This is a genomic window from Actinomadura sp. B10D3, assembly GCF_039871695.1.
Classification (GTDB): domain Bacteria; phylum Actinomycetota; class Actinomycetes; order Streptosporangiales; family Streptosporangiaceae; genus Spirillospora; species Spirillospora madurae.
The window spans coordinates 1-26,426 of sequence record NZ_JBDPLY010000033.1; the positions used below are offsets into that span (position 1 = coordinate 1).

General features: G+C 72.3%; 29 protein-coding genes and 1 pseudogene. 18 read left to right on the plus strand and 12 right to left on the minus strand.

Translation table 11 applies throughout. From position 1 onward, the window contains the following. Positions 1-117 precede the first annotated feature (117 nt). Entirely contained in the window at positions 118-603 is a 486-nt protein-coding gene (locus ABGB11_RS35030; protein ID WP_347639780.1) for a HEAT repeat domain-containing protein, read from the minus strand. Positions 604-705: 102 nt separating this feature from the next. Between ABGB11_RS35030 and ABGB11_RS35035 the strand changes: the two genes are divergently transcribed. The 4 genes from ABGB11_RS35035 (at position 706) to ABGB11_RS35050 (ending at position 2,595) form a co-directional block, all read left to right on the plus strand. Next, complete coding sequence (locus ABGB11_RS35035; protein ID WP_347639781.1) at positions 706-1,047, plus strand: metalloregulator ArsR/SmtB family transcription factor; 342 nt, start codon at positions 706-708, stop codon at positions 1,045-1,047. A 3-nt stretch (positions 1,048-1,050) separates the two neighbouring features. After that, entirely contained in the window at positions 1,051-1,545 is a 495-nt protein-coding gene (locus ABGB11_RS35040) for an SRPBCC family protein (protein WP_347639782.1), read from the plus strand. Next, positions 1,545-2,177: a dihydrofolate reductase family protein gene (locus tag ABGB11_RS35045; protein ID WP_347639783.1), complete on the plus strand. Its 633-nt coding sequence runs from the start codon at positions 1,545-1,547 to the stop codon at positions 2,175-2,177. The genes ABGB11_RS35040 and ABGB11_RS35045 overlap by 1 nt, the downstream gene beginning before the upstream one ends. Before the next feature lie 115 nt (positions 2,178-2,292). Further along, positions 2,293-2,595 carry a DUF1905 domain-containing protein gene (locus ABGB11_RS35050; RefSeq protein ID WP_347639784.1) on the plus strand — a complete coding sequence of 101 codons (303 nt, stop codon included), beginning with the start codon at positions 2,293-2,295 and terminating at the stop codon, positions 2,593-2,595. Positions 2,596-2,614: 19 nt separating this feature from the next. On the opposite strand, the gene ABGB11_RS35055 is transcribed toward ABGB11_RS35050, so the two are convergent. The 3 genes and pseudogenes from ABGB11_RS35055 to ABGB11_RS35065 form a co-directional block, all read right to left on the minus strand. Then, the gene (locus tag ABGB11_RS35055; RefSeq protein ID WP_347639785.1) at positions 2,615-4,234 is read right to left on the minus strand and encodes a carboxylesterase family protein; all 1,620 of its coding nucleotides are present in this window, start codon (positions 4,232-4,234) and stop codon (positions 2,615-2,617) included. Positions 4,235-4,359: 125 nt separating this feature from the next. After that, positions 4,360-4,587 carry a DUF2804 family protein gene (locus ABGB11_RS35060; RefSeq protein ID WP_347639786.1) on the minus strand — a complete coding sequence of 76 codons (228 nt, stop codon included), beginning with the start codon at positions 4,585-4,587 and terminating at the stop codon, positions 4,360-4,362. Next, positions 4,541-4,639 (minus strand): annotated as a pseudogene (locus ABGB11_RS35065) (DUF2804 family protein); the annotation flags it as partial. The gene ABGB11_RS35060 and the pseudogene ABGB11_RS35065, both read right to left, overlap by 47 nt. Positions 4,640-4,886: 247 nt before the next feature. Here ABGB11_RS35065 and hpnC point away from each other — a divergent pair. From hpnC to hpnH, 6 genes are read left to right on the plus strand one after another with little or no spacing between them, the layout of a single operon-like run. Then, on the plus strand, positions 4,887-5,750 hold the full coding sequence (hpnC, locus tag ABGB11_RS35070) for a squalene synthase HpnC (protein WP_347639787.1): 864 nt from the start codon (positions 4,887-4,889) through the stop codon (positions 5,748-5,750). Beyond that, positions 5,747-6,664, plus strand: a complete 918-nt coding sequence (gene hpnD / locus ABGB11_RS35075; protein WP_347639788.1) for a presqualene diphosphate synthase HpnD — start codon at positions 5,747-5,749, stop codon at positions 6,662-6,664. The genes hpnC and hpnD overlap by 4 nt, the downstream gene beginning before the upstream one ends. Positions 6,665-6,692: 28 nt before the next feature. Then, a complete protein-coding gene (gene hpnE, locus ABGB11_RS35080; protein WP_347639789.1) occupies positions 6,693-8,078 on the plus strand; it encodes a hydroxysqualene dehydroxylase HpnE in 1,386 nt (461 codons plus the stop codon). Continuing rightward, positions 8,075-9,085 (plus strand): polyprenyl synthetase family protein, encoded by a 1,011-nt coding sequence (locus ABGB11_RS35085; protein ID WP_347639790.1) that lies wholly within the window; start codon positions 8,075-8,077, stop codon positions 9,083-9,085. Before hpnE ends, ABGB11_RS35085 begins: the two co-directional genes overlap by 4 nt. Further along, complete coding sequence (gene shc / locus ABGB11_RS35090) at positions 9,085-11,040, plus strand: squalene--hopene cyclase (RefSeq protein ID WP_347639791.1); 1,956 nt, start codon at positions 9,085-9,087, stop codon at positions 11,038-11,040. Before ABGB11_RS35085 ends, shc begins: the two co-directional genes overlap by 1 nt. A 3-nt stretch (positions 11,041-11,043) precedes the next feature. Beyond that, the gene (gene hpnH, locus ABGB11_RS35095) at positions 11,044-12,048 is read left to right on the plus strand and encodes an adenosyl-hopene transferase HpnH (protein ID WP_347639792.1); all 1,005 of its coding nucleotides are present in this window, start codon (positions 11,044-11,046) and stop codon (positions 12,046-12,048) included. A gap of 131 nt (positions 12,049-12,179) precedes the next feature. Here hpnH and ABGB11_RS35100 read toward each other — a convergent pair whose 3' ends face one another. Continuing rightward, complete coding sequence (locus tag ABGB11_RS35100; protein ID WP_347639793.1) at positions 12,180-14,165, minus strand: phosphatase PAP2 family protein; 1,986 nt, start codon at positions 14,163-14,165, stop codon at positions 12,180-12,182. Positions 14,166-14,379: 214 nt separating this feature from the next. Between ABGB11_RS35100 and ABGB11_RS35105 the strand changes: the two genes are divergently transcribed. Continuing rightward, the gene (locus tag ABGB11_RS35105) at positions 14,380-15,054 is read left to right on the plus strand and encodes a PadR family transcriptional regulator (RefSeq protein ID WP_347639794.1); all 675 of its coding nucleotides are present in this window, start codon (positions 14,380-14,382) and stop codon (positions 15,052-15,054) included. A gap of 2 nt (positions 15,055-15,056) precedes the next feature. Then, positions 15,057-15,560 (plus strand): DUF1707 domain-containing protein, encoded by a 504-nt coding sequence (locus tag ABGB11_RS35110; protein ID WP_347639795.1) that lies wholly within the window; start codon positions 15,057-15,059, stop codon positions 15,558-15,560. 30 nt (positions 15,561-15,590) lie between these two features. On the opposite strand, the gene ABGB11_RS35115 is transcribed toward ABGB11_RS35110, so the two are convergent. Next, positions 15,591-15,782: a hypothetical protein gene (locus ABGB11_RS35115; RefSeq protein WP_347639796.1), complete on the minus strand. Its 192-nt coding sequence runs from the start codon at positions 15,780-15,782 to the stop codon at positions 15,591-15,593. Between ABGB11_RS35115 and ABGB11_RS35120 the strand changes: the two genes are divergently transcribed. Next, positions 15,754-16,074, plus strand: a complete 321-nt coding sequence (locus ABGB11_RS35120) for an ABC transporter permease (protein ID WP_347639797.1) — start codon at positions 15,754-15,756, stop codon at positions 16,072-16,074. The genes ABGB11_RS35115 and ABGB11_RS35120 overlap by 29 nt on opposite strands. Before the next feature lie 5 nt (positions 16,075-16,079). On the opposite strand, the gene ABGB11_RS35125 is transcribed toward ABGB11_RS35120, so the two are convergent. Further along, positions 16,080-17,006 carry a LysR family transcriptional regulator gene (locus ABGB11_RS35125; RefSeq protein ID WP_347639798.1) on the minus strand — a complete coding sequence of 309 codons (927 nt, stop codon included), beginning with the start codon at positions 17,004-17,006 and terminating at the stop codon, positions 16,080-16,082. A gap of 73 nt (positions 17,007-17,079) precedes the next feature. Here ABGB11_RS35125 and ABGB11_RS35130 point away from each other — a divergent pair, with 73 nt between their 5' ends. After that, positions 17,080-17,250 carry a hypothetical protein gene (locus ABGB11_RS35130; RefSeq protein ID WP_347639799.1) on the plus strand — a complete coding sequence of 57 codons (171 nt, stop codon included), beginning with the start codon at positions 17,080-17,082 and terminating at the stop codon, positions 17,248-17,250. On the opposite strand, the gene ABGB11_RS35135 is transcribed toward ABGB11_RS35130, so the two are convergent. The 4 genes from ABGB11_RS35135 to edd are packed head-to-tail and all read right to left on the minus strand — an operon-like array spanning position 17,231 to position 21,137. Beyond that, the gene (locus ABGB11_RS35135) at positions 17,231-17,620 is read right to left on the minus strand and encodes a PPOX class F420-dependent oxidoreductase (protein ID WP_347639800.1); all 390 of its coding nucleotides are present in this window, start codon (positions 17,618-17,620) and stop codon (positions 17,231-17,233) included. The genes ABGB11_RS35130 and ABGB11_RS35135 overlap by 20 nt on opposite strands. Positions 17,621-17,656: 36 nt before the next feature. Beyond that, positions 17,657-18,283, minus strand: coding sequence for a bifunctional 4-hydroxy-2-oxoglutarate aldolase/2-dehydro-3-deoxy-phosphogluconate aldolase (gene eda, locus ABGB11_RS35140; protein WP_347639801.1), 627 nt, complete (start codon positions 18,281-18,283; stop codon positions 17,657-17,659). After that, entirely contained in the window at positions 18,280-19,329 is a 1,050-nt protein-coding gene (gene glk, locus ABGB11_RS35145) for a glucokinase (RefSeq protein ID WP_347639802.1), read from the minus strand. Before glk ends, eda begins: the two co-directional genes overlap by 4 nt. Continuing rightward, positions 19,326-21,137 (minus strand): phosphogluconate dehydratase, encoded by a 1,812-nt coding sequence (gene edd / locus ABGB11_RS35150; protein ID WP_347639803.1) that lies wholly within the window; start codon positions 21,135-21,137, stop codon positions 19,326-19,328. Before edd ends, glk begins: the two co-directional genes overlap by 4 nt. 172 nt (positions 21,138-21,309) lie before the next feature. Between edd and ABGB11_RS35155 the strand changes: the two genes are divergently transcribed. Beyond that, positions 21,310-22,431, plus strand: coding sequence for an ROK family transcriptional regulator (locus ABGB11_RS35155; RefSeq protein ID WP_347639804.1), 1,122 nt, complete (start codon positions 21,310-21,312; stop codon positions 22,429-22,431). A gap of 167 nt (positions 22,432-22,598) precedes the next feature. After that, on the plus strand, positions 22,599-23,183 hold the full coding sequence (locus ABGB11_RS35160; RefSeq protein WP_347639805.1) for a hypothetical protein: 585 nt from the start codon (positions 22,599-22,601) through the stop codon (positions 23,181-23,183). 17 nt (positions 23,184-23,200) lie between these two features. Here ABGB11_RS35160 and ABGB11_RS35165 read toward each other — a convergent pair whose 3' ends face one another. Next, a complete protein-coding gene (locus tag ABGB11_RS35165) occupies positions 23,201-23,701 on the minus strand; it encodes a helix-turn-helix domain-containing protein (protein WP_347639806.1) in 501 nt (166 codons plus the stop codon). A gap of 170 nt (positions 23,702-23,871) precedes the next feature. On the opposite strand from ABGB11_RS35165, the gene ABGB11_RS35170 reads away from it, so the two are divergent. Both ABGB11_RS35170 and ABGB11_RS35175 read left to right on the plus strand, forming a co-directional pair. Beyond that, positions 23,872-24,531 (plus strand): class I SAM-dependent methyltransferase, encoded by a 660-nt coding sequence (locus ABGB11_RS35170; protein ID WP_347639807.1) that lies wholly within the window; start codon positions 23,872-23,874, stop codon positions 24,529-24,531. A gap of 495 nt (positions 24,532-25,026) precedes the next feature. Then, on the plus strand, positions 25,027-26,406 hold the full coding sequence (locus ABGB11_RS35175) for a DUF222 domain-containing protein (protein WP_347639808.1): 1,380 nt from the start codon (positions 25,027-25,029) through the stop codon (positions 26,404-26,406). The last annotated feature ends 20 nt before the right edge of the window (positions 26,407-26,426 follow it).

The window sequence follows — 26,426 nt, forward strand, 5'->3', positions numbered from 1 at the left end:
GATCGACTGGCTTAGACACCCAAGATCATCGGGGACCGCGTTCGTCGTTCACAACCCCGGGTGCCGCCTGCCGATGGCCTGCCGGTCTACCGGCTCATCTCAGCACCTGAGAACGCATCAGCCCTGCGCCACAAGTGCACCCAACAGCGGTTCGCGCAATCCTGGGAACTCACCGTCGGCAAGCGCACCGATCAGCGCGTCCTTTGCGGAAGTGTCCCCGATCCGTCCCAGTGCCCCGGCGGTGATGGAACTGATCGTCTCGTTGCTGGAAAATCTGGTGGCGCGGCCGTTCTTGCCATGGATCCCGCCTGTTTCGACGAGCAGCGGAACGAGTGCCGGCACAGCGCGAGGATCACCGATCTTGCCCAGCATTCTGCTGATCTCAGCACGGACGGCCCCGATCGGATGGCCAAGAACAGGGAGCAGCGGATCGATCCCCGTATCTCCGGCGATCCTTTCTAGAGCCTCGCGGGCCCGACTGTAGACAAGGACATTGTCGTGCCCCAGAAAGTTCGCCAAGCTAGCCACATCGCATTTCTGCTCAAGCCTGTCGACCTTTCGTTCGAGCCGGTTCAGCTTGCGTATCTGGGAGCCGGGGAGCATGCGCCCACTATGGCAGGGAGCCGGGAGCCGCGATCACCCCAGCGACACCTCCGGTCCAGCCAGCCGCTTGACGCATGCCCATATGAGCATATGATGACGGTCATGGCACGAGCAGCGACGACCTCGGACGTGTTCAACGCGATCGCCGAGCCGCAGCGCCGGGAGATCCTGGTCCTGCTGCGGGCGGGCGAGCTGCCGGTGACCGAGCTGGCGCGGGAGCTGGGCATGACCCAGCCGGGGGCGTCCAAGCACCTGCGGGTGCTCCGGGAGGTCGGGCTGGTACGGGACCGCAGGGCGGGCAAGCAGCGCCTGTACGGCCTGGACGCCCGCGGACTGCGACCGGTCCACGAGTGGACCGGCGGGTTCGAGCAGTTCTGGAACGAGAGCTTTGACCGGCTGGACGCCTACGTGCAGGACCTCAAACAGGCGAAGCAGGAGGAGTGACATATGGCAGCCGCAGAATCCAAGGTGGCGACGGCCGACCGCGAGGTCGTGGTCTCCAGGGTCATCGATGCCCCGCGGGAGCTGGTGTTCGAGGCGTTCACCGAAGTCCGCCACCTGTCGCAGTGGTGGGGACCTGAGGGGTTCACCACCACCACGCGGGCGTTCGAGTTCCGCGTCGGCGGGGTGTGGGACTTCGTCATGCACGGCCCGGACGGGACGGACTACCAGGAGTGGATCTCCTGGACCGAGATCACAGCGCCCGAGCGGATCGCGATGCTGCACGGCGAGTCCAGCGACGACCCGAACGCCTTCGGGTCCGTCCTGACGTTCACGCCCGACGGCGCGGCGACTCGGATCCAGATGCGCACTGTGTTCCCCACCAAGGAACTGCGCGACGAGGCGGTCGAGAAATACCACGCGATCGAGGGCGGCCGACAGACCCTGAACAACCTCGCCGCCTACATCACCGAAATTCTCCAAGCGGGAGATGAGAGCTGATGGCCGGAAAGGTATTCTTCAGCGTCTCGATGACGCTGGACGGTTTCATCGCGCCCGACCCCTCCGACGAAGTGATGGGGCGGCAATGGATGAAGCAATGGATGGAACTGCAGGCGTGGGTGTTCCCGCTGCGTTTCATGCGGGAGAATCTGAAGCTGGGCGAGGGCGGCGAGGAAGGCCGCGACAACGACATCGTGCGCGAGACGTTCGAGCGCACCGGCGCCAGCGTGATGGGTAAGCGCATGTTCGACGCCGGCGAGCAGGGGTGGCCGGAGGAGGCGCCGTTCCAGACGCCGGTCTTCGTCGTGACGCACGAGAAGCGCGACCCGTGGCACCGGCCGGGCGGGACCACCTTCCACTTCGTCAACGACGGCATCGAGGCCGCGCTCGACCAGGCCCGCCAGGCCGCCGGCGACCGGGACGTCCGCATCGCAGGCGGGGGCGCGACGATCCTGCAGTACGTCAACGCCGGCCTGGTCGACGAGTTCTCGATCGCGCTCTCGCCCGTGCTGTTCGGCTCCGGAGTCAGCCTGTTCGAGGGCGTGGACGCGGGCCGCGTGGCCCTGGAACCGATCCGGACGGAGCACTCCCCCAGGGTGACGCACCTGACCTACGCCGTCCGGGAACGTTGAGACTCGCGAGTCGTCGTCGACGTCCAGCCGGCACCGATGAGTTCTGCCGTCCAGCGTGGTCTCGCTAGTAAGAGGCCCTGGCAGAGGCGGGGCCGGCGCGCGGGAAGGACGCACCGTGGCAGCACAGCCCAAGAGCATGAAAAGCACGCCGCTCGACAAGGAATTCACCGAGATCCTGCGGAAGAGTCCCGCCAAGGGCGGTTGGACCTACGTCGTCTGGCCGGAGTCGGCTGAGTTCTTCGGGACCCGCGGCCTGGTGAAAGTGAAGGGGACCATCGACGGGCACCCGTTCCAGGGCTCCTTCATGGCACTGGGCGACGGCAACCACAAACTCGCCGTGAAGGCGGAGACCCGTGAGGCGCTCGGCAAGGAGGAAGGCGACCAGGTCACCGTCCACCTCACCGAACGCCTCGGCTAACCGAGCCGGCGGACCGTGCTCAGAGGGAGTCCCAGAACGAGCACTTACTGGCCCGGGTGGTGTCGGTGCGGTGAATGCCACCGGCCCCCGGCGCCAGCGACAACACATCGCCCGGTGACCGGAAGCGCGGCCATTGCGGCGCGTGCCGCGCCTTCGGCTTGCCGTTCCAGGCGAAGGACGTCCAGTAGCCGACCATCGCATCGGAGAGCTGCTGCTGCTGCGGGTCGAGTTCGCCGAGCAGTCCCGGGAACAGGTAGGTCAGCTCGGTGGCGTGTTCGGCGCCCTCGTCGAATCCGGGGACGTCGATGAGCGGCGGCGCCGCGCGGTCGGCGAACTGGTACGCGTAAACCGGGACGCCGGCACGTTCGAGCATCTGGAACGCGTCTTGATGCAGGCAGGTGGAGAGCGCGCCGCCTGCGTCGGTCTGGATGGTGGCCAGCGCGATTCGAGGATCGGAGTAGTTCCGCGCCGGATACCGCGCGAGCACAGCGTCGGCGGCGTCGCCGTACGTCGAGCGGACGATGCTCTCGTACTGCGCCTCCGTGATGGGCTGCGGGTAGAACAACGAGACGTACAGCCGCATCTCGTCCAGCGTATTGCCGTGCATCACCGGCACCCGGTTGAAGCGCCCCTGCTCGATGGCCTTCGCGGGTTGCAGTGGCAGCACGCGGTCGCCGCCTGCGACGGGTCCCGCGCTCATCCCCGCCTCCTCGAATGTCTCCAGCAGCGTCTTGACGGGGACGCCCCGCAAGCATGCAGCGTTCTCTGCCGGCGAGCCCTGGTCACACCCCACGGCCTTCGCGAGCGAGACCGCGTCGGCCTCTGCCGAGGCTTCGGTCCGGATGGGAGTGACGCAGCTGAAGCTTTCCGAAATCACCTTGTGGAACAGTCCGGCGGCGGACGGCGAGGTGAGGTTCGCGCAGGAGTCGGCGGCGCCCGCGGACTCCCCGAACAACGTCACATTCCGGGGATTCCCACCAAAAGCTCGGGCGTTGCGCTGCACCCAGCGCAACGCGGCCTGCTGGTCGAGCAGTCCGTAATTGCCTGCCTGGTAGCGCCGGTCGGCGCCGTTCTCCAGGCCGGGGTGCGCGAGCCAGCCGAGAGGTCCGAGGCGGTAGTTGATGGTGACGACCACGACGTCGCCGTCCACCGCGAGCTTGGCCGCGTTGTAGGCGCTGCCGCTCCCGGTCATGTTGCCGCCGCCGTGGACCCACACCATGACCGGCAGCCCGTGCCCCCGAGGTGCGCGGGCGGGGGTGGTCACGTTGAGGTACAGGCAGTCTTCGCCGTAGGTGGTGTCGCCGCCGTAGGGCGGGGCGAGTTGCGCGCACTGGCCGCGCGGGGAGGTCGCGTCGTAGATGCCCTGCCACGGCCGTACCGGCTGCGGCGGTCTCCAGCGCAGGCTCTCCGTCGGCGGCGCCGCATACGGGATGCCCTGGAACAGCCGGTAGCCCGTTTGCAGTTGGCCGCGCACCAGACCACGGTCAGTGCGCACGACGGCGGACGGCTCCGCAGCACGCTGCTGCGCCCCGGCAGGCTGGGCCCCGGCAGGCTGGGCCCCCGCGGGCTGGGCCACGGCCGGGGCGGCCCCGGCGAGAAGGAGAGCGGACGCGATCAGGGAGATGCCGGTGAGCCTCACAGGGCCCCCTTTCAGCATGGCGCTTCTGGCAACCCCCCGAGCCGGGCACGGAGCCGAACCCCGCACCCGGACCCAAATTAGAACTCGATTCTAAGATGGACGCAAGCCCCGACGCGGCAAGGGATTCACCAACGCTGGCGGCACTCCTCCGCCCACCCCGTAAGGCCGTCGAAGCCGATCCAAGTCCCGTCGTCGACACGGACACGCCCGCTGAAATGGCCGAAGCACTGGTGGGTCTCGGTGCCGACGAACGCCGAGTTCCGTCCGCGCGACCCGCTCATGGAAAGGACGGAACTCGGCCGCGCCCCGCCGCCCCCGGATCGTCCAGGAGTGAAGCCAGTCAGCCCGGTCATAGCTCCAGTCGAGCTCTCCGCCGATCTTGTGGAGCCGCCCGTCGACGAACACGTGCCGGGGCGTGACGATGCCCCAGTACTCCCAGCGCTTGTCTCACGCTCGTGGTTCGGCATGACCCGAGGCCAGGCCGCCCGCGGGTCGCCCGCGGGTCGCCCGCCGGCGAGTCGCGCGCCCGCACAAGGCCCGGTGATGGCGACGCCGGATCCTGGACCTGTTCAGGCCCGGGACACGCATCGTTTAAATAAGTCCATACCTCGGCCAGAGTTTCTCTCGTGCCGTACCTGCCGATCTCCACTAGGTGATCATTGAACCGTCCTGGAGCGCCGAGGAGCACGACCGCGCGCTGGACCGGCTCGCGGCACGGGAGAACTTCCCGGTGGCCGCGCGGCTGCTCCCGGCCCGGCACCGCGCCGACCTGCGGGCCGTGTACGGCTTCGCGCGGCTCGTCGACGACATCGGCGACGAGGCGCCGGCGGAGCAGCGGCCGAAGCTGCTCGGCCTCGTGGACGACGACCTGGACCGCGTGTTCGCCGGACGGACGCCGGCCCTGCCGCAGTTAAGGCGGCTGGCGCGGACGGTGCACGCGCACCGGATCCCGGAGGAGCCGTTCCGCGACCTCGTCCAGGCCAACCGGCAGGACCAGACCGTCCACCGGTACGACACGTTCGAGGACCTGAAGGGGTACTGCACCCTGTCGGCAGCGCCCGTGGGACGGATCGTGCTGCGCGTGTTCCGCGCGCACACGCCGCGGCTGGAGGCGGCGTCCGACGACGTCTGCACGGCGCTGCAGATCATCGAGCACTGCCAGGACGCCGGGCAGGACTACCGCAACGGGCGGATCTACCTGCCCGGCGAGGACCTGCGGCGGTTCGGCTGCGCCGAGGACGACCTGGCGCGCCGGGTGACGCCGACGCGGCTGCGCGGCGTCCTGGCGCTGCAGGCCCGGCGTGCCCGCGACCTGCTGGACGGGGGCGCCGGGCCGCTGATGGCGGAGCTGACCGGGTGGGCGCGGTTCGCCGTCTCCGGCTACGTGGCCGGGGGGCGCTCGGCGCTGTCGGCTCTGGAACGCGGGCGGTTCGACGTGCTCGCGCATCCGCTGCGCCCGCGGCGGGCCGCGCTGCCGGCCCGCTGGGCGCGCGCTCTTGGAGGGAGAGGGCGATGACGGTTTCGGAGGCTTGCGAGCGTTCCGAGCGGGTTGCCGAGGCGTACCGGCACTGCGAGCGGGTCGTGCGCGACGAGGCCCGCAACTTCGCCTACGGGATCCGGCTGATGCCGGCCCCGAAGCGGAGGGCGATGAGCGCGATCTACGCGTTCGCGCGGGGCATCGACGACATCGGGGACGGGCCGGAGCCGGCGTGCGTGCGGCTCGACCTGCTGGACCGGTCGCGGCAGCGGCTCGCGACCGTGCAGGAGGTGCTGCGGCGGCGGCTGGACGTCCGGGCGCTGGAGGGCCATCCGGTGCTCACGGCGCTGGCGGACGCGGCGAGCCGCTACCCGATCCCGCTGGAGGCGTTCGAGGAGCTGATCGACGGCTGCGAGAACGACGTCCGGGGCGCCGACTACCGGACGTTCGACGACCTGCTGCGGTACTGCCAGCGGGTCGCCGGGACGGTCGGGCGGCTGTCGCTCGGCGTGTTCGGGTCGGACGGCCGGCAGCGGGCCGAGGGGCTCGCGGACTCGCTCGGCGTCGCGCTCCAGCTCACGAACATCCTGCGCGACCTGCGCGAGGACCGGCTGGCCGGGCGGACCTACATCCCTGCGGAGGACCTGGCCCGGTTCGGCTGCACGCTGGAGCTGGACGAGTCGGGCGCGTTCGTCGACCCGCCGTGGCGGCTGAACGAGCTGATCGGCTTCCAGGCGGAGCGGGCGCGGGCCTGGTACGCCGAGGGGCTGCGCCTCCTGCCGCTGCTGGACCGGCGCAGCGCGGCGTGCACGGCGGCGATGGCCGGCATCTACCGGCGGCTGCTGGAGAACATCGCCGAGCGCCCGCATCTCGCGCTGAACACGCGGGCCTCGCTGCCCACCTGGCAGAAGGCCGTCGTGGCGGCCCGCGCGCTGTCGGGAGTGGAGCGGTGAGCGCCGCCGGAGCCCTGGGGGTGGGCAGGTGAGCGTCGTCATCGTCGGAGGAGGGCTCGCCGGCATCAGCGCCGCGATCGCGCTCCAGGAGTCGGGCGTGCCGGTCACGCTCGTGGAGTCCCGGCCGTGGCTGGGCGGCGCAACGCACTCGTTCACGCGGGGCGATCTGAGCGTCGACAACGGCCAGCACGTGTTCCTGCGGTGCTGCTCGGCGTACCAGGGGCTGCTGCGCAGGCTGCGCGCCGACCATCTCGTCGACGTCCAGGACAGGTTCGACGTCCCGGTCCTGCGGGCGGGGGCTGAACCGGCGCGGCTGCGGCGGTCGCCGCTGCCGAGCCCGCTGCACCTGCTGCCGGCGCTGGCCGGGTACGCGCCGCTGTCGGCCGCCGACCGGCTCCGCGCGGTGCGCGCCGCGGCGGCGATGCGGCGCCTCGATCCCGCCGATCCCGCGCTCGACACGCTGTCGGCGGGGGCGTGGCTGGCGCAGCACGGGCAGCGGCCGTGGGCGCGGGACGCGCTGTGGGGGCTGTTCATCACGTCCGCGCTGAACGCCGAGGTGGACGAGGCGGCGCTGGGGCTGTCGGCGATGGTGTGCCGGCGGGCGCTGTTCGGCCGCGCCGACGCCGCCGACATCGGGCTGCCGCTCGTCCCGCTGGAGGAGCTGCACGGCGGCCCGGCGCTGCGGCGGATCGCCGAGATGGGCGGGACGGTGCGGCTGAAGGCCAAGGTCGAGGCCGTCACCACCGACCCGAAGGTGGTGGTGGACGGGACGCCGATCGCGGCCGACGCGGTGATCATGGCGGTGCCGCACGAGGCGGCGGCGCGGCTGCTGCCCGCGCAGGCGCTGCCGGACCCGCTGCGCTGGGCCGAGCTGGACGCGAGCCCGATCGTCAACGTCCACGTCGTCTACGACCGCAAGATCATGGACTTCCCGTCCTCGCGTGGGGGGACGACCCCCGACACCCCGCGGAACGACCTTTTCGCCGCCGCAGTGGGCTCGCCCGTCCAGTGGGTCTTCGACCGGACGGCGGTGAGCGGGCTGCGCCGCGGCCAGTACCTCGCGATCTCGCTGTCGGCGGCCGACCGCTGGATCGACATGCCGACCGCCCGGATCCGCTCGCGGCTCGTGCCGGAACTGCGGCGGCTGCTGCCCGCCGCGTGGGACGCCGAGGTCCAGGAGCTGTTCGTGACGCGGGAGCGGCGCGCCACGTTCCGGCAGCGCCCCGGCACCGCCGCCGTCCGGCCCGGGCCGGTGACGCGCGCGCCGGGCCTGTTCCTGGCCGGCGCGTGGACCGCCACGGGCTGGCCGGACACGATGGAGGGCGCGGTGCGCAGCGGTCTCACCGCCGCCCACCTGGTCCGCCGCTACCTGCGGAGCACGCACCGGGCCGAGGAGAGGGTGAGCGTCCGATGACCACCGTGCCGGTCTCGCTCACCGACGTCCGCGAGCTCGTCGACGGGGCGCTGCGCGCCGCGGTCGGCCGCCTCGACCCGCGCACGTACCGGGTCGCCGCCTACCACCTCGGCTGGACCGACGAGGAGGGTCGCCCGCGCAAGGAGCCGGCGGGGAAGGCGCTGCGCCCGGCGCTGGCGCTGCTGTCCGCCCGCGCCGCCGTGGCGCCGCCGGAGAGCGCCCTGCCGGGAGCGGTCGCCGTCGAGCTGACCCACGCGTTCTCGCTCCTGCACGACGACATCATGGACCGCGACCGGACGCGCCGGCACCGTCCGGCGGCGTGGACGGTGTTCGGCGAGGCGTCGGCGATCCTGGCCGGCGACGCGCTGCTCGCCCTCGCGGCCGAGGTGCTGCTGGAGGCTCCCGCCCAGGGCTCGGCGCGGGCGGCGCACGCGCTGTCCACCGCGACCCGCCGCCTCATCGCCGGCCAGTCCCTCGACATGGACTTCGAGACGCGCCGGCAGATCGGCGTGGACGAGTGCGTCGCCATGGCGTCCGGCAAGACGGCCGCGCTGCTGGCGTGCTCCTGCGCGATCGGGGCCGTGCTGGACGGCGCGTCCGAGAAGCTGTGCGCCGCGCTGCAGGCGTTCGGCGAGGACCTCGGCATCGCGTTCCAGCTCGTGGACGACCTCCTCGGCATCTGGGGCGATCCGGAGACCACCGGCAAGCCCGCGCTGTCGGACCTGCGGTCCCGCAAGATGTCGCTGCCGGTCGTCGCCGCGCTGAACTCCGGGACCCCGGAGGCGGCGCGGCTCGCGGACCTGTACGCGCGGCCGGACCCGTCCGAGGACGACCTGGCCGAGACGGCCGCGCTCGTGGAGGCCGCGGGCGGGCGTGCCTGGGCCGAGCTCGAGGCCGAGAGCCGCATCCAGCGGGCCGCCGAGCACCTGCTGTCGGTGCGGCTGCCCGACCCCGTCCGCGCCGAGTTCCTGCACATCGCCGACTTCGTCACCTGCCGGGATCACTGATGACGACCACAGAACCAGTCACAGAACCAGCCCTGGAAACCACCACGATCAGGACGGCCGCGCAGGCACTGGACGCCGCGCGCGAGCACCTGCTCGGCCTCCAGTCCCCCGAGGGGTGGTGGAAGGGCGAGCTCCAGACCAACGTGACCATGGACGCCGAGGACCTGCTGCTGCGCGAGTTCCTCGGCATCCGCACCGGCGAGGACACCGCCGAGGCGGCCCGCTGGATCAGGTCGCAGCAGGCGCCCGACGGCACCTGGGCGAACTTCCACGACGGCCCGCCGGACCTGTCCACCACCACCGAGGCGTACGTCGCGCTCCGGCTCGCCGGGGACCTCCCCGACGCGGGCCACATGGTCCGCGCCGCCGCCTACATCCGCGGCGAGGGCGGCATCCCGGCCACCCGCGTCTTCACCCGGTTCTGGCTGGCGATGTTCGGCCGCTGGCCGTGGGACGAGCTGCCGGTGCTGCCGCCGGAGATGATGTTCCTGCCGCGCTGGTTCCCGCTGAACGTCTACGACTGGGCGTGCTGGGCGCGGCAGACGATCGTCCCGCTGACCGTGGTGGGCGCGCTGCGTCCCGTCCGGCCGCTGCCGTTCGCGCTGGACGAGCTGTACCCGGACCACGGCGTCCCGCGGCCCCGCGGGCGGCGCCTGCCCGGATGGGGGGAGGCGTTCGAGGCGCTCGACAGGGCGCTGCACGTGTACGAGCGGCGCCCGCTCAAGGCCGTGCGGAGGGCCGCGCTCCGCCGCGCCGCCGAGTGGATCATCGCGCGGCAGGAGCGGGACGGCTCGTGGGGCGGGATCCAGCCGCCGTGGGTGTACTCGCTGCTCGCGCTGCACCTGCTCGGCTACGGCCTCGACCACCCGGTGGTCCGGCGGGGGCTGGACGGCCTCGAGGGCTTCACGATCCGGGACGAGCGGGGGCGGCGGCTGGAGGCCTGCCAGTCCCCCGTCTGGGACACCGCGCTCGCGATGAACGCGCTGGCCGACGCGGGCCTGCCCGCCGGGCACCCGGCCCTGGAGCGGGCCGCCGAGTGGGTGATCGGCGAGGAGGTGCGGGGGCCCGGCGACTGGTCGGTCGGGCGGCCCGGCCTGCCCCCGGGCGGCTGGGCGTTCGAGTTCGACAACGACTGCTACCCCGACACCGACGACACCGCCGAGGTGGTCATCGCGCTGGACCGCGTCCGGCACCCGCGGGCGGAGCCGGCGATCGAGCGCGGCGTGCGCTGGCTGGCCGGGATGGTGTCGAGGGACGGCGGGTTCGGCGCGTTCGACGCCGACAACACCCGCGCGCTGTGCCGCAGGCTGCCGTTCTGCGACTTCGGCGAGGTGATCGACCCGCCGTCCGCCGACGTCACCGCGCACGTCGTGGAGGCGATGGCCCGCCGCGGCATGGCGGACTCGCTGCTGGTGAAGCGGGCCGTCGTCTGGCTGCTGAAGGCGCAGGAGCCGGACGGCTCGTGGTTCGGCCGGTGGGGCGCCAACCACGTGTACGGGACGGGCGCCGTCGTGCCCGCGCTGATCGAGGCGGGCGTCCGGCCGGAGAAGCCGGTGATCCGGGACGCGGTCGGCTGGCTGGAGCGCCACCAGCGCGACGACGGCGGCTGGGGCGAGGACCTGCGCTCCTACCGGGACCGGTCGTGGGTCGGGCACGGCGCGTCCACCCCGTCCCAGACCGCGTGGGCGCTGCTGGCGCTGCTCGCGGCCGGGGAGCGCGGCCCGTCCGTCGAGCGCGGGATCCGCTGGCTCGTCGACCGCCAGCGGCCGGACGGGACGTGGGACGAGGACCACTTCACCGGCACCGGCTTCCCCGGCGACTTCTACATCAACTACCACCTGTACCGCCTGGTCTTCCCGCTGTCGGCGCTCGGCCGCTACGTGAACGGAGCCGGCCCGTCCCCGGCACGGCCCGGCGCCGCCGACCGCGGGCACCGCGACCCGGAAGGGATCTAGAACATGGCGATGCCAGTGCGCCAGAGCCTGCGCGTCGGCGGGTACGTCCTGCGCAACCGGCTGGCGGGACGGCGCAGGTACCCGCTGATCGTCGAGCTGGAGCCGCTGTACGCCTGCAACCTGGCCTGCGCGGGCTGCGGGAAGATCCAGCATCCGGCGGACGTGCTGAAGCGGCGGATGCCGGTCGAGCAGGCGGTCGCGGCGATCCGCGAGTGCGGGGCGCCGATGGTGTCGATCGCGGGCGGCGAGCCGCTGATGCACCCGCAGATCGGCGAGATGGTCGCCGAGCTGGTGAGGATGAAGCGGTACGTGTTCCTGTGCACGAACGCGGCGCTGATCCCGAAGAAGATCGACGCGTTCCGGCCGTCGCGGTACTTCGCGTGGGCCGTGCACATCGACGGGCTGCGGGAGCGGCACGACGCGTCCGTGTGCAAGGAGGGCGTGTTCGACCAGGCCGTCGAGGCGATCCGGATGTGCCGGGAGCGCGGGTTCCGCGTCACGACGAACACGACCGTGTTCAACACCGACACCCCGCAGACCGTCATCGACGTGCTCGACTACCTGAACGACGAGCTGCGCGTCGACCAGATGATGATCTCGCCGGCGTACGCGTACGAGAAGGCACCGGACCAGGACCACTTCCTCGGCGTCCAGGAGACCCGGGACCTGTTCCGCAAGACGTTCGCGGACGGCCGGCGCAAACGCTGGCGGTTCAACCACTCGCCGCTGTTCCTGGACTTCCTCGAAGGGAAGGTCGACTTCCCGTGCACGGCGTGGGCGATCCCGTCGTACTCGCTGAAGGGCTGGCAGCGGCCCTGCTACCTGATGGACGACGGCTACGTCGACACCTACCAGGAGCTTCTGGACACGACCGACTGGGACGCCTACGGGCGGGGGCGCGACGACCGCTGCGCGAACTGCATGGCCCACTGCGGCTACGAGCCCACCGCCGTGTTCGCGACGATGGGCTCGCTCAAGGAGTCGATACGCGCCATGCGGAGCGTCTGATCGTCACCGGCATGCCGGTTCGACGGCGCGCGTCACTGCGCGCCATGCGGAGCGTCTGAGCCGGGCGGCGACGGCGCCGTGCCGCGTTCCAGCGCGTGCCGGATGAGGGCCACCAGGATCTCGGCGCCGGGTCAGGTGTCGCGGAGCTCGTCGATCACGTCGCGGACGGCGTCCATGAGGGCGTCGGCGTCGTCGGTGAGGCCGGGGTCGGCCGAGAGCCCGAAGCACAGGTCGCGGTCGACGCCGAGGCCCGCGATCGCCAGCGGCGTGCCGGGCGCGAGCGGGACGATCGGGTACACCGCGGTGAGCGGCGCCCCCGCGAGCCGCAGCTGCCGGTCGGGGCCGGGAAGGCTCGACACGGTGCCCTGCAGGAAACGGCCGCTGTAGGACATCCGGGCGAACCGGGCGTGCAGCGGGACCGGCATCAGCCGTCCCGCCTGCCACATGACGAACCACGCGGCCTGCGCCCGCGTCCCCGACCGCAGCACCCGGCCGCGCTCGGCGATCACGGCGAGCCGCTCGGTCTCGGCCATCTTCCCGATCGGCAGGTCGACCATCACGGCGGTGGTGTGGTTGCCGACCATCGCGCTGCCCGGCGGGCGCATCATCAGCGGGACCGCGACGCGGCAGCTCCCGGGCCGCCCGTCGTCCTCGCTGACGACCCGGTTCAGCGCGCCCGCGACCGCGCACAGCACCACGTCGGTGACGCGGGTGCCGTGGCGGCGGGCGACGTCGCGCACCGCGCCCAGCGGCAGGGCCATCGTGCTGTACCGGCGCTCGGACGTCCCGGCGGAGGGCAGCCGCTCGGGCCGCGTCACGGCGGTCGCGAGCTGGCCGAGCCCGACCACGGTCGCGAGCGCCTTGCGGAACGGCGCGCGCGGGGGCCCGGCGACGGGTTCGGGCGGCGGCTCCATCAGGTACATCGCCTGCGCGACGATGCCGACGCCGTCCGCGACGACGTGGTGCATCAGGTACACGACGGCGGTGCGGCCGGGTTCGGCGCCCTTCAGGACGGCCATGCGCCACGGCGGCCGGTCCGGCGGCAGCGGCTCGGACTGGATCCGGGCGACCTCGGCGCGCAGCCCGGCCATGCCGTCGACGCGCCGCTCCTCGACGTGCCACTCCCAGTCGACGGGGTCGTGGTCGCGCCAGACGGGGCGGCGCCAGCGGCCCCGCCGGACGAGCCGCTGCCGGAACCGGGGCAGCCCGTCCAGCCGGCTCCTGATCACCCGGACGAGGTCGTCGCGGCCGACGCCGGCCCGCGAGGTGTCGAGCATGATGACGCCGCCGGCCTGCTGCGGGGCCTCGGGCGTCTCCACGGCCAGGAAGAACGCGTCGGGCCCCTGCACGCGCGGCGCCGGCGGGCGGGCGATGCGCTCGGCGAGGTACACCGGGACGACGACGAACGGGATCGCGGCGACGGCGTCCAGCAGGTAGTGGTTCGCGGTCGCCAGGATGACGTAGAGGGTCACGATGATGTGCAGGGCGTTCACGCCCTGGACCCAGCGTTTCGCGTTGACGCGGGCGAGCTCGACGCCGACCCACAGCGTCCAGGCCATGTGCAGGGACGGGACGGCGGCGAACCGGTCGGCGTGCTCGACCAGCGGCGAGCCCCACGACCCCCAGGTGCGGCCCTCGGCGACGGTGTCGATGAACCCGAGGTCGGGCATCAGCCGCGGCGGCATGACGGGGTACAGCGCGAAGCAGGCCAGCCCGCCGAGGTTGAGCATGACGAAGGCGTTGCGGGCCGTCCGGTACCGCTCGGGGTGCCGGAGGAATAACCAGGTCAGCAGGGCCAGCGCGCTCGCGATGTAGGTGATCGCGTACTCGTAGTTGGCCAGCACCCGCAAGACCGGCTGGTCGGCCAGCCAGTGGTTGAGAGCCGGTTCGACGTCGAGGTGGAGCGCCCGCTCCAGGGCGTACAGCGACTCCCCGTGGTCGCGGGCGGCCTTCTCCCTCGCCTGCTCGGGCAGCATCGTCACCAGCGAGTACAGCACGAACAGCGCCAGGCCGAGCGCGAGCTCGTTCCGCACGCGCGGCCTTGCGCGCGGACCGCTGCCCGCCGCGTCCGGTGCCAGCACCGCGTCCGGCGCGGTCACCGCCTCGTGTGTGCCCATAGTCCCCCTCGCCCCGGGTGGTACCCACAGATTCGCCAAATCAGACGGCGATGCCGGTATTCGGGGATCACGCCCGGCCCGCCGCGAGGGACCCGCCCCGTCCGCCGGAAATCTCCCGGAACCATCTGGCCCGTTCGGACGTCTTCGATATATCGTTGTCGTATCGCGAGAGCTCTTAGAGAGATCTCAGAAGGTGGTGAAGAACCTGGGACACATGCACGGACGCGGCCCCTGGGGACGCGGCGGCGACTTCCCGAACTTCGGCGCGCTGTTCGGCGGCGGCCCCGGCCCCTGGGGCCCGCCCGGCGGCTTCGGGCCCGGCCCCGGCCCCCGGCCGCCCTGGGCGGGGGGACGCGGCGGGCCCTGGGGCAGGGGCCCGAAGGCGCGCAAGGGGAACGTCCGCGCGGCGATCCTGGTCCTGCTGGCCGAGGAGCCGCGCAACGGCTACCAGATCATCCAGGAGATCCACGAGCGCAGCGACGGGGCGTGGAAGCCGAGCCCCGGCGCGGTCTACCCGGCGCTCCAGCAGCTCGCGGACGAGGGCCTGATCGTCGGCGACGAGTCCGGCGGGCGGCGCACCTTCCGCCTGACCGACGAGGGCCGCGCCTACGCCGAGGAGAACGCCGACCGGCTCGCCGAGCCGTGGGCGGAGATGACCCCGGAGTTCGGCGAGGGCGTCCCGGAGCTGTTCAAGCAGGCCGCGCAGACGGGGGCCGCGGTGATGCAGATCGTCCACTCCGGTTCCCCCGAGCAGGTCGCCCAGGCCAAGGACGTCCTGTCGGACGCCCGCCGGAGCCTGTACCGGATCCTGGCCGACGACCTCGCCCACGACCCCGACGACACCCCCGGCACCGACGACGCGGGCCCGACGGCCCGCGACGAGGAGTAGAGATGGCACGGCACGACGAGATCCGCGTCGGCGACGCCGAGCGGGACGCGGTCATGGTCGCCCTGCACGACCACTTCGCCGAGGGGCGGCTGGACCGCGGCGAGCTGGACGGGCGGCTGGACGCCGTCCTGTCCGCCAGGACGCGCGGGGACCTGCGCGCCCTCGTCAAGGACCTGCCGGCCCCCACCGGGCTGCCCGAGCCGCCGAAGACCCCGTCCCTGGATCAGGGGATGGCGGTCATGTTCGGCGGCCCGGGGCATCCCGCCTGGCACCGCCGGCACCGGCACATGGCCGCCCGGCGGCACCGGCACGGGAGGCCGCCCTTCCCGGCGTTCCCGGTCCTGCTCGGGGTGTTCCTGGTGCTGGCCTTCACGGCCGGGCCGGGCACGGGGTTCCTCGTGGTCCTGCAGATCGCACTGGCCGTCTGGGTCGTGCGCGCGGTGCTGCTGGCGTTCGGGGTGCGGCGTTCCCGGCGGCCCGGCCCGCCCCTGTCCCCCGGCGCGTGACCCGCGTCCCCCGGCGCGCGACCGCCGGGCTCAGCCCAGGCCGGCGTCGCGGGCGAGGAGGCCGGCCTGGGTGCGGTTGGCGCAGCCGAGCTGTTCGCCGCCGTCGTCGACCGGCGCGGCGCGATCGTCGGGGCCGAACCGCAGACGGGCGTGGCCTGGGACGGCGACCGGGACCTGCACGCTCGCGCTGGCGGTGACGGAGCGGACCCGCGAGATCGGCATGCTCCGCGCCCTCGGCATGCAGCGCCGCGAGATCCGCCGCATGATCCGCTACGAGGCGGTCGCCGTCTCCCTGTTCGGCGCGCTGCTCGGCGTCGGCGCCGGCGTGCTGCTCGGGATCGTCCTGCAGCGCGCGATGGCCGAGGGCGACGGCGGCATGGAGGTCCTCGCGATCCCCGGCGCGCGGCTCGCCGTGTGCGTCGCGGCGGCGGCGCTGATCGGCGTCCTCGCCGCCGTGTGGCCCGCCCGCCGCGCCGCCCGGATGGACGTCCTGCAGGCGGTCTCCACCGAGTAGCGGGCTCAGGCGGCGGCGAGGACGCAGCGGTCCGGGACCGCGTCGCGCAGGGCCTGGAGGCCGCGGGCGATCAGCGGGTTGCCGCGGCTGCCGCGCCGCACACAGGTCAGCACGCGCCGCCTCGGAACGCCGTCGCCGCCCAGCGGGACGCGCACGACCGGCTGGTCGGACGGCCCGCCCGCCAGCCGCGGCACGAGGGACACGCCGAGGCCGTTGGCGACCAGCGCCCAGATCACCGACCAGGTGGTGGCGTGGTGGGCGATGCGGGGCGTGAAGCCGGCGGCGGCGCAGTAGGTCATGACCTGCTGGTGGTGGGCGCACTGCTCGGGCTCGACGCTGATCCAGGGCTCGTCCGCGGCGTCCTCCAGCCGGACCCCGGCGCGGGACGCGAGCGGGTGCCCGGCCGGGACGATGAGGTCGAGCGCCTCCTCCAGCAGCGGCCCCCGGTCGAAGCGCGGGTCGCCGGGCGGCGGCGCCTCCGGGGTGGGTTCGATGACCGCGATGTCGGTCTCGCCCGCGGCGAGCAGCCCCACCGCCACGTCGGTGTCGCACTCGCGGATCTCGACCGTGAGGCCCGGGTCGTCCCGCAGCAGGGCGCCGGCGGCCGGGGCGATGAGCCCGCCGACCGCGGTCGTGAACCCGCACATCCGCAGCGGCCCGGCGGCGCCGGCGCGGTGCGACTCCAGGTCGGCGAGGGTCTCCTCCCACTTGGCGAGGAGCCCGTCGGCGTGCTCGACCAGCAGGTGCGCGGCCGGGGTCAGCCGCACCTTGCGGCCCTGCGGCTCCAGCAGCGGCACCTTCAGCTCCCGCGCCAGCTCGCGCAGCTGGTGCGAGACCGCCGACGGGGTCAGGTGCAGCGCGTCCGCCGCGGACGTGACCGTACCGTACTGGTGGACGAGCCGGAGCATGTGCAACCGCCGCAGATCAATCATGCAACCATATTGCACGATCTAGTGCGCAAATCTGAAATGGACGGCAACGTTCGACGGGCCGCAGACTGGTGCCATGACGAACCAGAACACCCTCGTGTCCCGGCACCTCACCAGCGACGGCATCGTCGTCTGGACGCGGTGCGCCTGCGGCAGGCTGCGCATGGACCTCGTCCCGAACGACGGCGGGCGCGGGCTCGTCGCGGGCCCGTGCCCGCACTGCACGGTCAGCCCTCGTCGATCGTGACCTCGTAGTGCAGCGTCCGGTAGCGCTTCACCTTGTGGAAGAGCGGCACCGCGAACCCCTGCAGGAACGGGTGCTTGCGCGCCAGCAGCCTGCGGATCGGCTTCGACTCCTCCTCGCTGAGCAGCCGGACGCGGCCGTGCGTCTCCGGACCGGTGGCCTCGCCCTTGAAGGTGCTCGGCGCGATCTCCACCTCGGGGTTGCGTGCCAGCCGCTTGGTCTTGAACGCCTTGTCGTAGGTGCGGAAGTAGGCGTGGTCGCCGCGGACGACGATGTTCACTGGCGTCCCGACCGGCGTGCCGTCCTTGCGGTAGGTCGTCAGCCGGACGGTGCGCTGCGCCTTCAGGTTCTCAAGCGTCGATGTGGTGTTCATGTCCAGGAGACGGGGGCGCCGCCTCCGGATGTGACATCACCGCGCCCGGAGGGCGGCGGCCTCGGCGGCGAGCTTGCGGATCCGGTCCCAGTCGCCGTCGCGGACGACGTCCGCCGGGGTCAGCCAGGACCCGCCGACGCAGCCGACGTTTCCCAACGCGAGATAGTCCGCGGCGTTGCGCGGGCTGATGCCGCCGGTCGGGCAGAACCGGATCTGCGGCAGCGGCCCGGCGAGCGACTTCAGGTAGGCGGCCCCGCCCGCGGCCTCGGCGGGGAAGAACTTCATCGCCGTGACCCCGCCCTCCAGCAGCGCGATCGCCTCCGACGCGGTCGCCACGCCCGGCAGGAACGGCAGGCCCGTCGCGACCATCGCCGCCTGGAGCCGTGCCGTGCAGCCGGGGCTGACCAGGAACCTCGCCCCGGCGGCGACCGAGCGCTCGGCGTCCTCGGGACGGACGACCGTCCCGGCGCCGACGACCGCGTCCGGGACCTCCGCGGCGATCCGCGTGATCGCCTCGATCGCGGCCGGGGTGCGGAGCGTCACCTCGATCACCGGCAGCCCGCCCTCGACCAGGGCGCGGGCCAGCGGGACGGCGGTGTCCGCGTCGTCCAGCACGACGACGGGGATGACGGGCGCGAGGTCGAACAGGTCTTCGGCGATCATGCGGGCTCCAGGTCGGGCAGGCTCTGGGCGAGCCGGACGGTGGCGCCGACCAGGGCCGGGCCGGGGTGGACGATGAGGGCGGTCGGGATGGCGCGCATGTAGTCCTCGACGGGAGGCTTCCCCTCGAAGCGGGCCCGGAACGCGCTGCCGCGCAGGACGTCCACGATGCGCGGCAGGATCCCGCCGCCGAGGTAGACGCCGCCGCGCGCGCCGAGCGTCAGGGCGGCGTTGCCGGCGAGCGAGCCGAGCAGCGCGCAGAACATCTCCAGCGTCTCGCGGCAGCGGGGGTCGTCCTGCCTCTCGCAGATCTGCCGCGGGGACGGCTCCTCGCGCGGCTCGCCGTCGAGCGTCGCCAGGTAGCGGTGGACGCGGACGAGCCCCGCCCCGGACAGCAGGTACTCGGCGGTGGCCGCGCCCTTCTCGGCGCGCAGGAGCCGCGCCACGGCGATCTCCCGCTCGGTTGCGGCCGGAATGTCGACCTGCCCGCCCTCGCCGGGAACCGGCACCCAGCCGGACGGGGTCGGCACGAGACCCGCCACCCCGAGACCCGTCCCGGGCCCGACGACCGCCAGCGGCGCGCCTGCTTTTGCCGCGCCTGCTTTTGCCGCGCCTGCTTTTGACGCGGCCGCGTTCGGCCGTTCTCCGCCGATGGGGATCAGGTCGTCCGCGTCCAGGCGCGGGAGGGCGAGGGCGAGGGCCTCGAAGTCGTTGATGATGTCGAGGTACGGGAGGCCGAGGTGGGCGCGCACCGCCTCGGGGGTGCCCTCCGGCCAGCCGGCGTTGGTCAGGCGGAAGGTGCCGTTCCCCACCGGCCCGGCCACCGCCAGGCACGCGGCGGACGGTTTCGCGCCGGGCGCGTGCCGTGCGAGGTAGTCGGCCGCCGCCTCCGCCAGGCCCGGGTAGTCGCGCGTGGGAAGCGACTCCACCTGGGCGGGGAGTCCCTGCGGGCCGTCCACCAGCGCGAACCGGGCGTTCGTCCCGCCCACGTCCGCGACCAGCCACGGGCTGATGCGCGCACCTCGTGGGGGGACGTTCGGTTCGCTCATGAGAAGACCCCCGCACCGCGCTCCGCCGGGCCGACCGCGTGGCGGAACGACCGGAACAGCTCGCGTCCCGTGCCCCACGTCTGGCCGGGCGGCCCGGCGGCGGGCTCGCGGGCCGCGAGTTCCTCGTCCGGGACGAGGACCTCCAGGAGCCCCCCGTCCGCGTCGAGACGGACGATGTCGCCGTCGCGGACGCGGGCGAGCGGCCCGCCCGCCGCCGCCTCCGGTGACACGTGGATCGCGGCGGGCACCGCCCCGGAGGCGCCCGACATCCGACCGTCCGTCACCAGCGCGACGCGGTGCCCCCGGTCCTGGAGGACCGACAGCGGCGGGGTGAGCCGGTGCAGCTCCGGCATCCCGTTGGCGCGCGGCCCCTGGTTCCGGACGACCGCCACCACGTCCCGGTCCAGCTCCCCGGCGGCGAACGCCTCCTGGAGCTGCTCCTGCGAGTCGAACACGCGGGCGGCGGCCTCGATCACCCGGTGCTCCGGCCGCACGGCCGACACCTTGATCACCGCCCGTCCCAGGTTGCCGCGCACGGTGTGCAGGCCGCCGTGCGAGTCGAACGGCTCGGCGACCGGACGCAGCACGTCCGTGTCGCCCGATCCTCCGCCGAGCGGCCGCCACTCGACCCCGCCGTCGGTGAACTCCGGCGCGTTCCGGTACGCGGCGAGGGTGTCGCCGCCGACCGTCCGGGCGTCCTCGTGCAGGAGCCCGGCGTCGATCAGCTCGCCGATGAGGAACGCGGTGCCGCCCGCCGCGTGGAAGTGGTTCACGTCGGCGGTGCCGTTCGGGTAGAGGCGGGTGAGCAGCGGCGTGACCTTGGACAGCTCGTCGAAGTCGTCCCAGGTCAGCTCGATGCCCGCCGCCGCGGCCATCGCGACCAGGTGCAGCGTGTGGTTGGTCGAGCCGCCCGTCGCGAGGAGGGCGACGACGCCGTTCACGAACGCGCGCTCGTCCAGCATCTCGCCGATGGGCGTGTAGCCGCCGGCCAGGTCCGTGAGCTGCAGGACGCGCTTGCCGGCCGCCTCGGTCAGGGCGTCCCGCAGCTTGGTCCCCGGCGGGACGAAGCTCGCCCCCGGCAGGTGCAGGCCCATGACCTCCATGAGGAGCTGGTTGGAGTTGGCGGTCCCGTAGAAGGTGCAGGTGCCGGGCGAGTGGTAGGAAGCCGCCTCGGCGGCCAGCAGCTGGTCGCGTCCGATCTCCCCGGCCGCGAACCGCTTGCGGACCTTCGCCTTCTCCCCGTTCGGCAGCCCGGACGCCATCGGCCCGGCCGGCACCAGGACCACCGGCAGGCGCCCGAACGACAGCGCCCCGATCACCAGGCCGGGGACGATCTTGTCGCACACGCCGAGGAGCAGGGCGCCGTCGAACATGTCGTGGGACAGCGCCACCGCCGTCGCCATCGCCACCACGTCCCGGCTGAACAGCGACAGCTCCATGCCGGCGCGGCCCTGCGTGATGCCGTCGCACATCGCGGGCACCCCGCCGGCGAACTGGGCCGTCCCGCCCGCGGCGCGGATCGCGGCCTTCAGCAGGTCCGGGTAGTCCTTCAGCGGCTGGTGCGCGGAGAGCATGTCGTTGTAGGCCGACACGATGGCGATGTTCGGCGTGGCGTCGCCGCGGAGCCACAGCTTGTCCTGGACGCCGCAGGCGGCGAAGCCGTGCGCCAGGTTCGCGCAACCCATTCCAGAGCGCACGGGGCCTTCCGTCCTTGCGTCGCGGATCCGCTCCAGATACGCGCCGCGCGGCCCGGCGCTCCGCTCGACGACGCGCCGGGTCACTGCCGCCAGCACGGGATGCACAGCCATCAGACGCTCCTGCTCCACACTTCACGATCGGGGGGCTCTAGATCGTCATCGTCATCGTCAAGCTATCGAGACATCGGTCATCCGATCAACCGTAATTATGAACTTTGAATGACATAAGTCCATCGATTCCGCCAACTGGACTGGCCGAAAGGGCGCGTGCTTGACTGGCGGGATGCCGCGCCCCGTCACCCGCCCCTCCACGGTCGGCGACATCCTCCGCCTGATCCGCGAGGACGGCGTCGCCACCCGCGCCGACCTCGGCCGCATCACCGGGCTGTCCCGTCCCGCGGTGGCGTCCCGCGTCGCGTCCCTCATCGCGCGCGGCCTCGTCGCCGAGCACCCGGACGGGACGTCCACCGGCGGACGTCCCCCCATGCGGCTCGCGTTCAACGCCGCCGGCGGCACCGTCCTGGTCGCGAACCTCGGCCAGTCGCGCGGCCAGCTCGCCGTCTGCGACCTCGCGGGGAAGATCCTGGTCCGCACCGACGGGCCGCCCGCCGAGGTGTCCCCCGGCAAGACGCTCCCCCGGCTCCTGGACCAGTGGACGTCGCTGCTGTCCGCCTCCGGCATCGACGCGTCCACCGTGCGCGGGGTCGGCCTCGGCGTCCCCGACGCGGTCGAGCATGTCGCCGGACGCTGGGACGCCGTCGAGATCGGCGCGCCCATCTCTGCGCGCTTCGGCGTCCCCGCCTACCTGGACAACGAGGTCAACGCCGCCGCCCTCGGCGAGCACCAGGCCCACCCCGGCGTCGACGACCTGCTGTTCGTCAAGGTCTCGACCGGCATCGGCGCGGGCGTCATCGCCGGCGGCCGCATCCAGCGGGGCGCCCTCGGCGCGGCCGGGGAGATCGGCCACGTGCCCGTCCCCTCGCCGGACGAGGCCCCGTGCCGCTGCGGCAACGTGAACTGCGTCGAGGCCATCGCGGGCGGCACCGCGCTCCTCGCCCGCTCCCCCGCGGACGACCTGCCCGGCCTCGCCGCCCTCGCCCGCGCGGGCGACCCCGCCACCGTCGCCCTCCTCCGCGACGCCGGCCGCCGCATCGGCGAGGTCGTCGCCACCGCCGTCAACCTGCTCAACCCCTCCGTCGTCGTCCTCGGCGGCGACCTCGTCGGCGCCGACGAGCCCCTGATCGCCGGACTGCGCGAGGTCGTCTACCAGCGCTCCACCGCACTGGCCACCCGCAACCTCCGCATCGAACCCAGCCGCCTCGGCGAACAGGCCGGCCTCACCGGCTGCGCCGCCATGGTCCTCGACCACATCCTCTCCCCCGCCGCCATAGACGCCACGCCGTAACAATCGGGCACTCCGCAGACGACAGGCACGCCGTAGACGGCGGGCAAGACTTGGGTTGCTGGCGCGGCGTGCACGGCAGGGGCGACGTGGGCGTCACGGCTTAGAATCGGCGGCAGGCCGAAAGGGGCGCAATGGACGCGTCGGTCCCTCTTCATCAACCGGGTGACATGCTCTTCAACGCGCTGATGACGCGGGAGGAGACCTGGGAGACCATCCCCAAGCAGGTCCGCAAGGAGCTCACACGGCGGTCGGGCAAACCCATCGACTGGATCGCGAACCTCGGTCCTGACGGCCTCCCCTGGGCCGTGATCTTCGGCAAACGCGGCCTCGCCGCATACCGGCCCAGCTTCGGCGTCTTCTCCTTCGACTTCACCCCTGAATCCCTCAGCCAGGCGCCAGTCGAGGGCGGGTACCCCTCGGCCGCCGGATCGCCCGAGGACGGCATGCCGGTCGACCCGCCCGATCTGGGCCTCAACCAAGAGGACTACGACATCCTCGGCAACCTTCCAGCCCAGGCGCAGCGGCTGCTCCAACTGCCCTTCCTGGACGGCCAAGAGATCCTGAGTAACTGCTGGCTGTACAAGGGAACCCTGGAGCGCATCGACGAGTTCATGTTCTACCTTGCGGGACCGCAAGAGGTCACCGCCGCCACCGGCACGATGGTCACCCCACCCGGCGGCACCGCCCACTGGTCGCTGACCTGCTACCACGCCACCGTCGCCCACACGGACGCCCCACGGAAAACGTCCTGAAGCTCCGCATTCAGCGTTCAGGCGCGCTCGGCCAGGAGGGGGCCTAGCACTTGGGTGCCTGGGCCGACGCGTCCGCCTGGACCAGGGAGCTGGGTGGTGTTGGACGGCGTGAGCGTCCCGCCGCAGTGGGCGCAGGACGGGACGGACGTGGTGTCGCTCCCGCAGTCCAGGTGACGGATGCGCGCCGGCGGGCCTTCGGGACCGGCATACCAGCGATCCCCCCATGCCATGAGGGCCAGCAGGACCGGGTAGAGGTCCTCCCCCTTCGCGGTCGCGCGGTAGTGCTCGCGGGGCGGATGGTCCTGGTAGCGCTCGCGTGTCAGCACGCCCTCCTCGACCAGACGCGCCAGGCGCGCGGCCAGGACCTTGCGGGAGATTCCGAGGTCCCGGGCCAGATCGTCGAACCGCGTGACGCCGGTGATGACGTCCCGCATGATCAGCGCCGTCCACGCGTCCCCGAACAGGTCGGTGGCACGGGCGATGGAGCAGGCGACCTGGCCCAGTGGTGTACGTGTCACGGCGCTGGATCCTACCCGAGTTCCCCGAGGAAACCCGGCATGTTAAGTTTCCTTAAGAAACTTAGTGGAGGGATGTGCCGGTGGCCTCACCGAACCTGGTCTTGGACTCGTCCGCACCTGGCGGCGTTGACGGACGTCATCTTCGAGCCGTCGTCTTCCAGGACGTCCGCATGCAGTACGTCACGAAGGTTCTGGACGAGACTTCGGGCAAGCGCGCCGCCGTGATCGGCGGTGGACGGGGGGTCCTCGCCCAGGGGCTGGTACACCTGGGAATGGAGGTCGCGTCCCTGGACCCGTCGCACGAGGCCACCGCACTGGCCCGGGAGTCCGACGACTCCGAGACGGCCAGCTACAGCACCGCACCTTTCGAGCGCCCCGGCCTGCCTGAAGGGACGTTCGACCTGGTCTACTGCGCCGACACGTTCGAGATCACCGAAGACCTGGACGCGGTGCTGGCCGCCGTCGCCCGGTTGCTGCGTCCTGGCGGCACGTTGATCTACGACACCGTGAACCGCACGCCGATCTCCCGCCTGGTCTATCTGGGGATGCTCCAGCGCTTTCCCGGCACCCGCATCATGCCTCCCGGCCGCTATAGCGCCGCCCGGCTGCGTCCGCCTGCCGAGCTGGCCGCCCGGATGACCGCCCACGGCCTCGCCGACCTCGGCACCTGCTCCTTCAAACCCCGCAGTGTCGGCGCACTGATCACCGCGACTCGCGCCCGCCGCGCCGGCCGTGTCACCGACGATCAGTTGTCCTCGATGGTGGACTTCAAGCTCGACCCCAACGGCCCGCCCGTCGTCACCTACTTGGGCCACGCCGTCCGCAGCTGACAGAGATGATGTAGGTGAGCACCTCCCGGCGGGGTCTGACCCAGCAACTGACTGACCTTGGGTCCTGAATCGGATCTGTCGGCCTTGGCCGGGAGGTGCTCATGTGCACTCACTGGACGTGGATCACGCTCTTGGCTTGGGGTCTGCGCCCGCCTGCGCCTCTCTGCTCATGCGGGTGGGGGATTTATCGAGAAGCCTGGCTGATGCGAGTGGACGGCTGAGCCCGTTCCCGTTTGTCCGCGGGCCCGTTCCTGCCAGCGCTCATTGCTGTCACGTTGGCTGAGGCAGTCGGTGGGGGTTTGATTTTATCTGCGGCTTTGCGACCCTCCTGCTTTTCGGCGCGGCCTTGCGGCCGCGCCCTGTCGTCGGCAATGCCCCGCCTCAGCTTTGACGATCAGAGAGTGAGAACGTTCTTACTTAGAGTCACAGAATGACTCCAAAGAGTCACAGAGATGGTAAGATGAATTTGGTTGGACGAGAGGGGGTGATCCAACGATGACGGCCCTGACGGTCGCCGAAGACGTGCACACCGAAATCGGCGAATGGGAAGGGCGCGGATGGTTTCCGCCAGGCCCCCAACTGGCCATCTGCCTTTCCGGCGGATTGGACGGTCTCTCGGACACCGGACTCCTGGAAGTGGCCGCTGCCGCGCGACGTCAGACCTCGTGGGCGCAGGCTCGGGAACTCGCCGCCGTCGCGGAGTTGTCCCGCCGACGCGCCGCCGACGAGGCAGAGGGCGACCCCGATTACCGGATCCTTTCCGGTTACGAATCGGTCGTCGAAGAAGTCGCCGCCGCGCTCACGGTGACCGGCGACGCGGCCGCCACTCTGGTCCACCTCGCCGGCCGGCTCGCCGACGACCTGCCGGCCACGCGCGAAGCTCTGGAGACCGGCCGGATCGACCTGTCGAAGACCCGCGTCATCAGCGACCTCACCGACGGGCTTCCGGACGGCCTCCCCGAGAGGGTCGAAGCCGCCGTCCTTGAAAGGGCGCCCGACCAGACCACCGGCCAGCTTCGCCGCCGTATCCGGCGCATCGTGCAGAAGCTCGCTCCCGAGCAACTCGAAGAGCGCAAGCGCGAGGCCGCCCGCCGCCGCGATCTGCAGGTCTGGGACACCCCCGACGGCACCACCGACCTCACCCTCACCGGCCTGGAGACGACCGAGGCCCACGCCATCTTCAACAAGATCAGCGCAGTCGCGCGGGCCTTGAAGACGGACGGCGACCTGCGGCCTCTCCACGCCATCCGCGCCGACCTCGCCAAGGAACTCCTCCAGGGGACCTCGTACCCCGAGGCCGCGCATGCGTCCGGCGTCCAGCCGGTCGAGCCGCCGCGAGTTCCGGCCGTCACCCCCTCAACGGTCGCCCTTCCTGACACGACGATCGTCGAGACACTCGCCAAGATGGCCGACCAGCGGCTCAGTAAGGTCCTCGCGCACGCCCGCGCCACGGGACGGACGAACGCCCTGCCCTTCCTGATCAACCGGGCCGTCCGGGACATGCACGACCAGCTGCGCGGCCTTCGCGAGACCTGGTGCCAGGCCACCGGCCCGACACCCGGCCGACACGGCCATAACGCCTACCGCCCACCGGCGGCCATGCGGCGCCTCATCGAGGCCCGCCACGAAACCTGCGTCTTCCCCACCTGCAACCGACGGTCGAACCGCTGCGACCTCGACCACACCGTCCCCTGGGGCCAGGGAATCACCTGCCAGTGCAACCTCGCCCCACTCTGCAGGCGACATCATCGGACAAAACAGTCCCCCGGCTGGACCCTGATCCAGCCCTGGCCAGGCCTCCTGATCTGGATAACCCCATCAGGACTCTGGCACATCACGGCCCGCGAGGAGGATCGGACCGGATTTTGGCGGTAGCCCGCCGGGGGTTGACGACA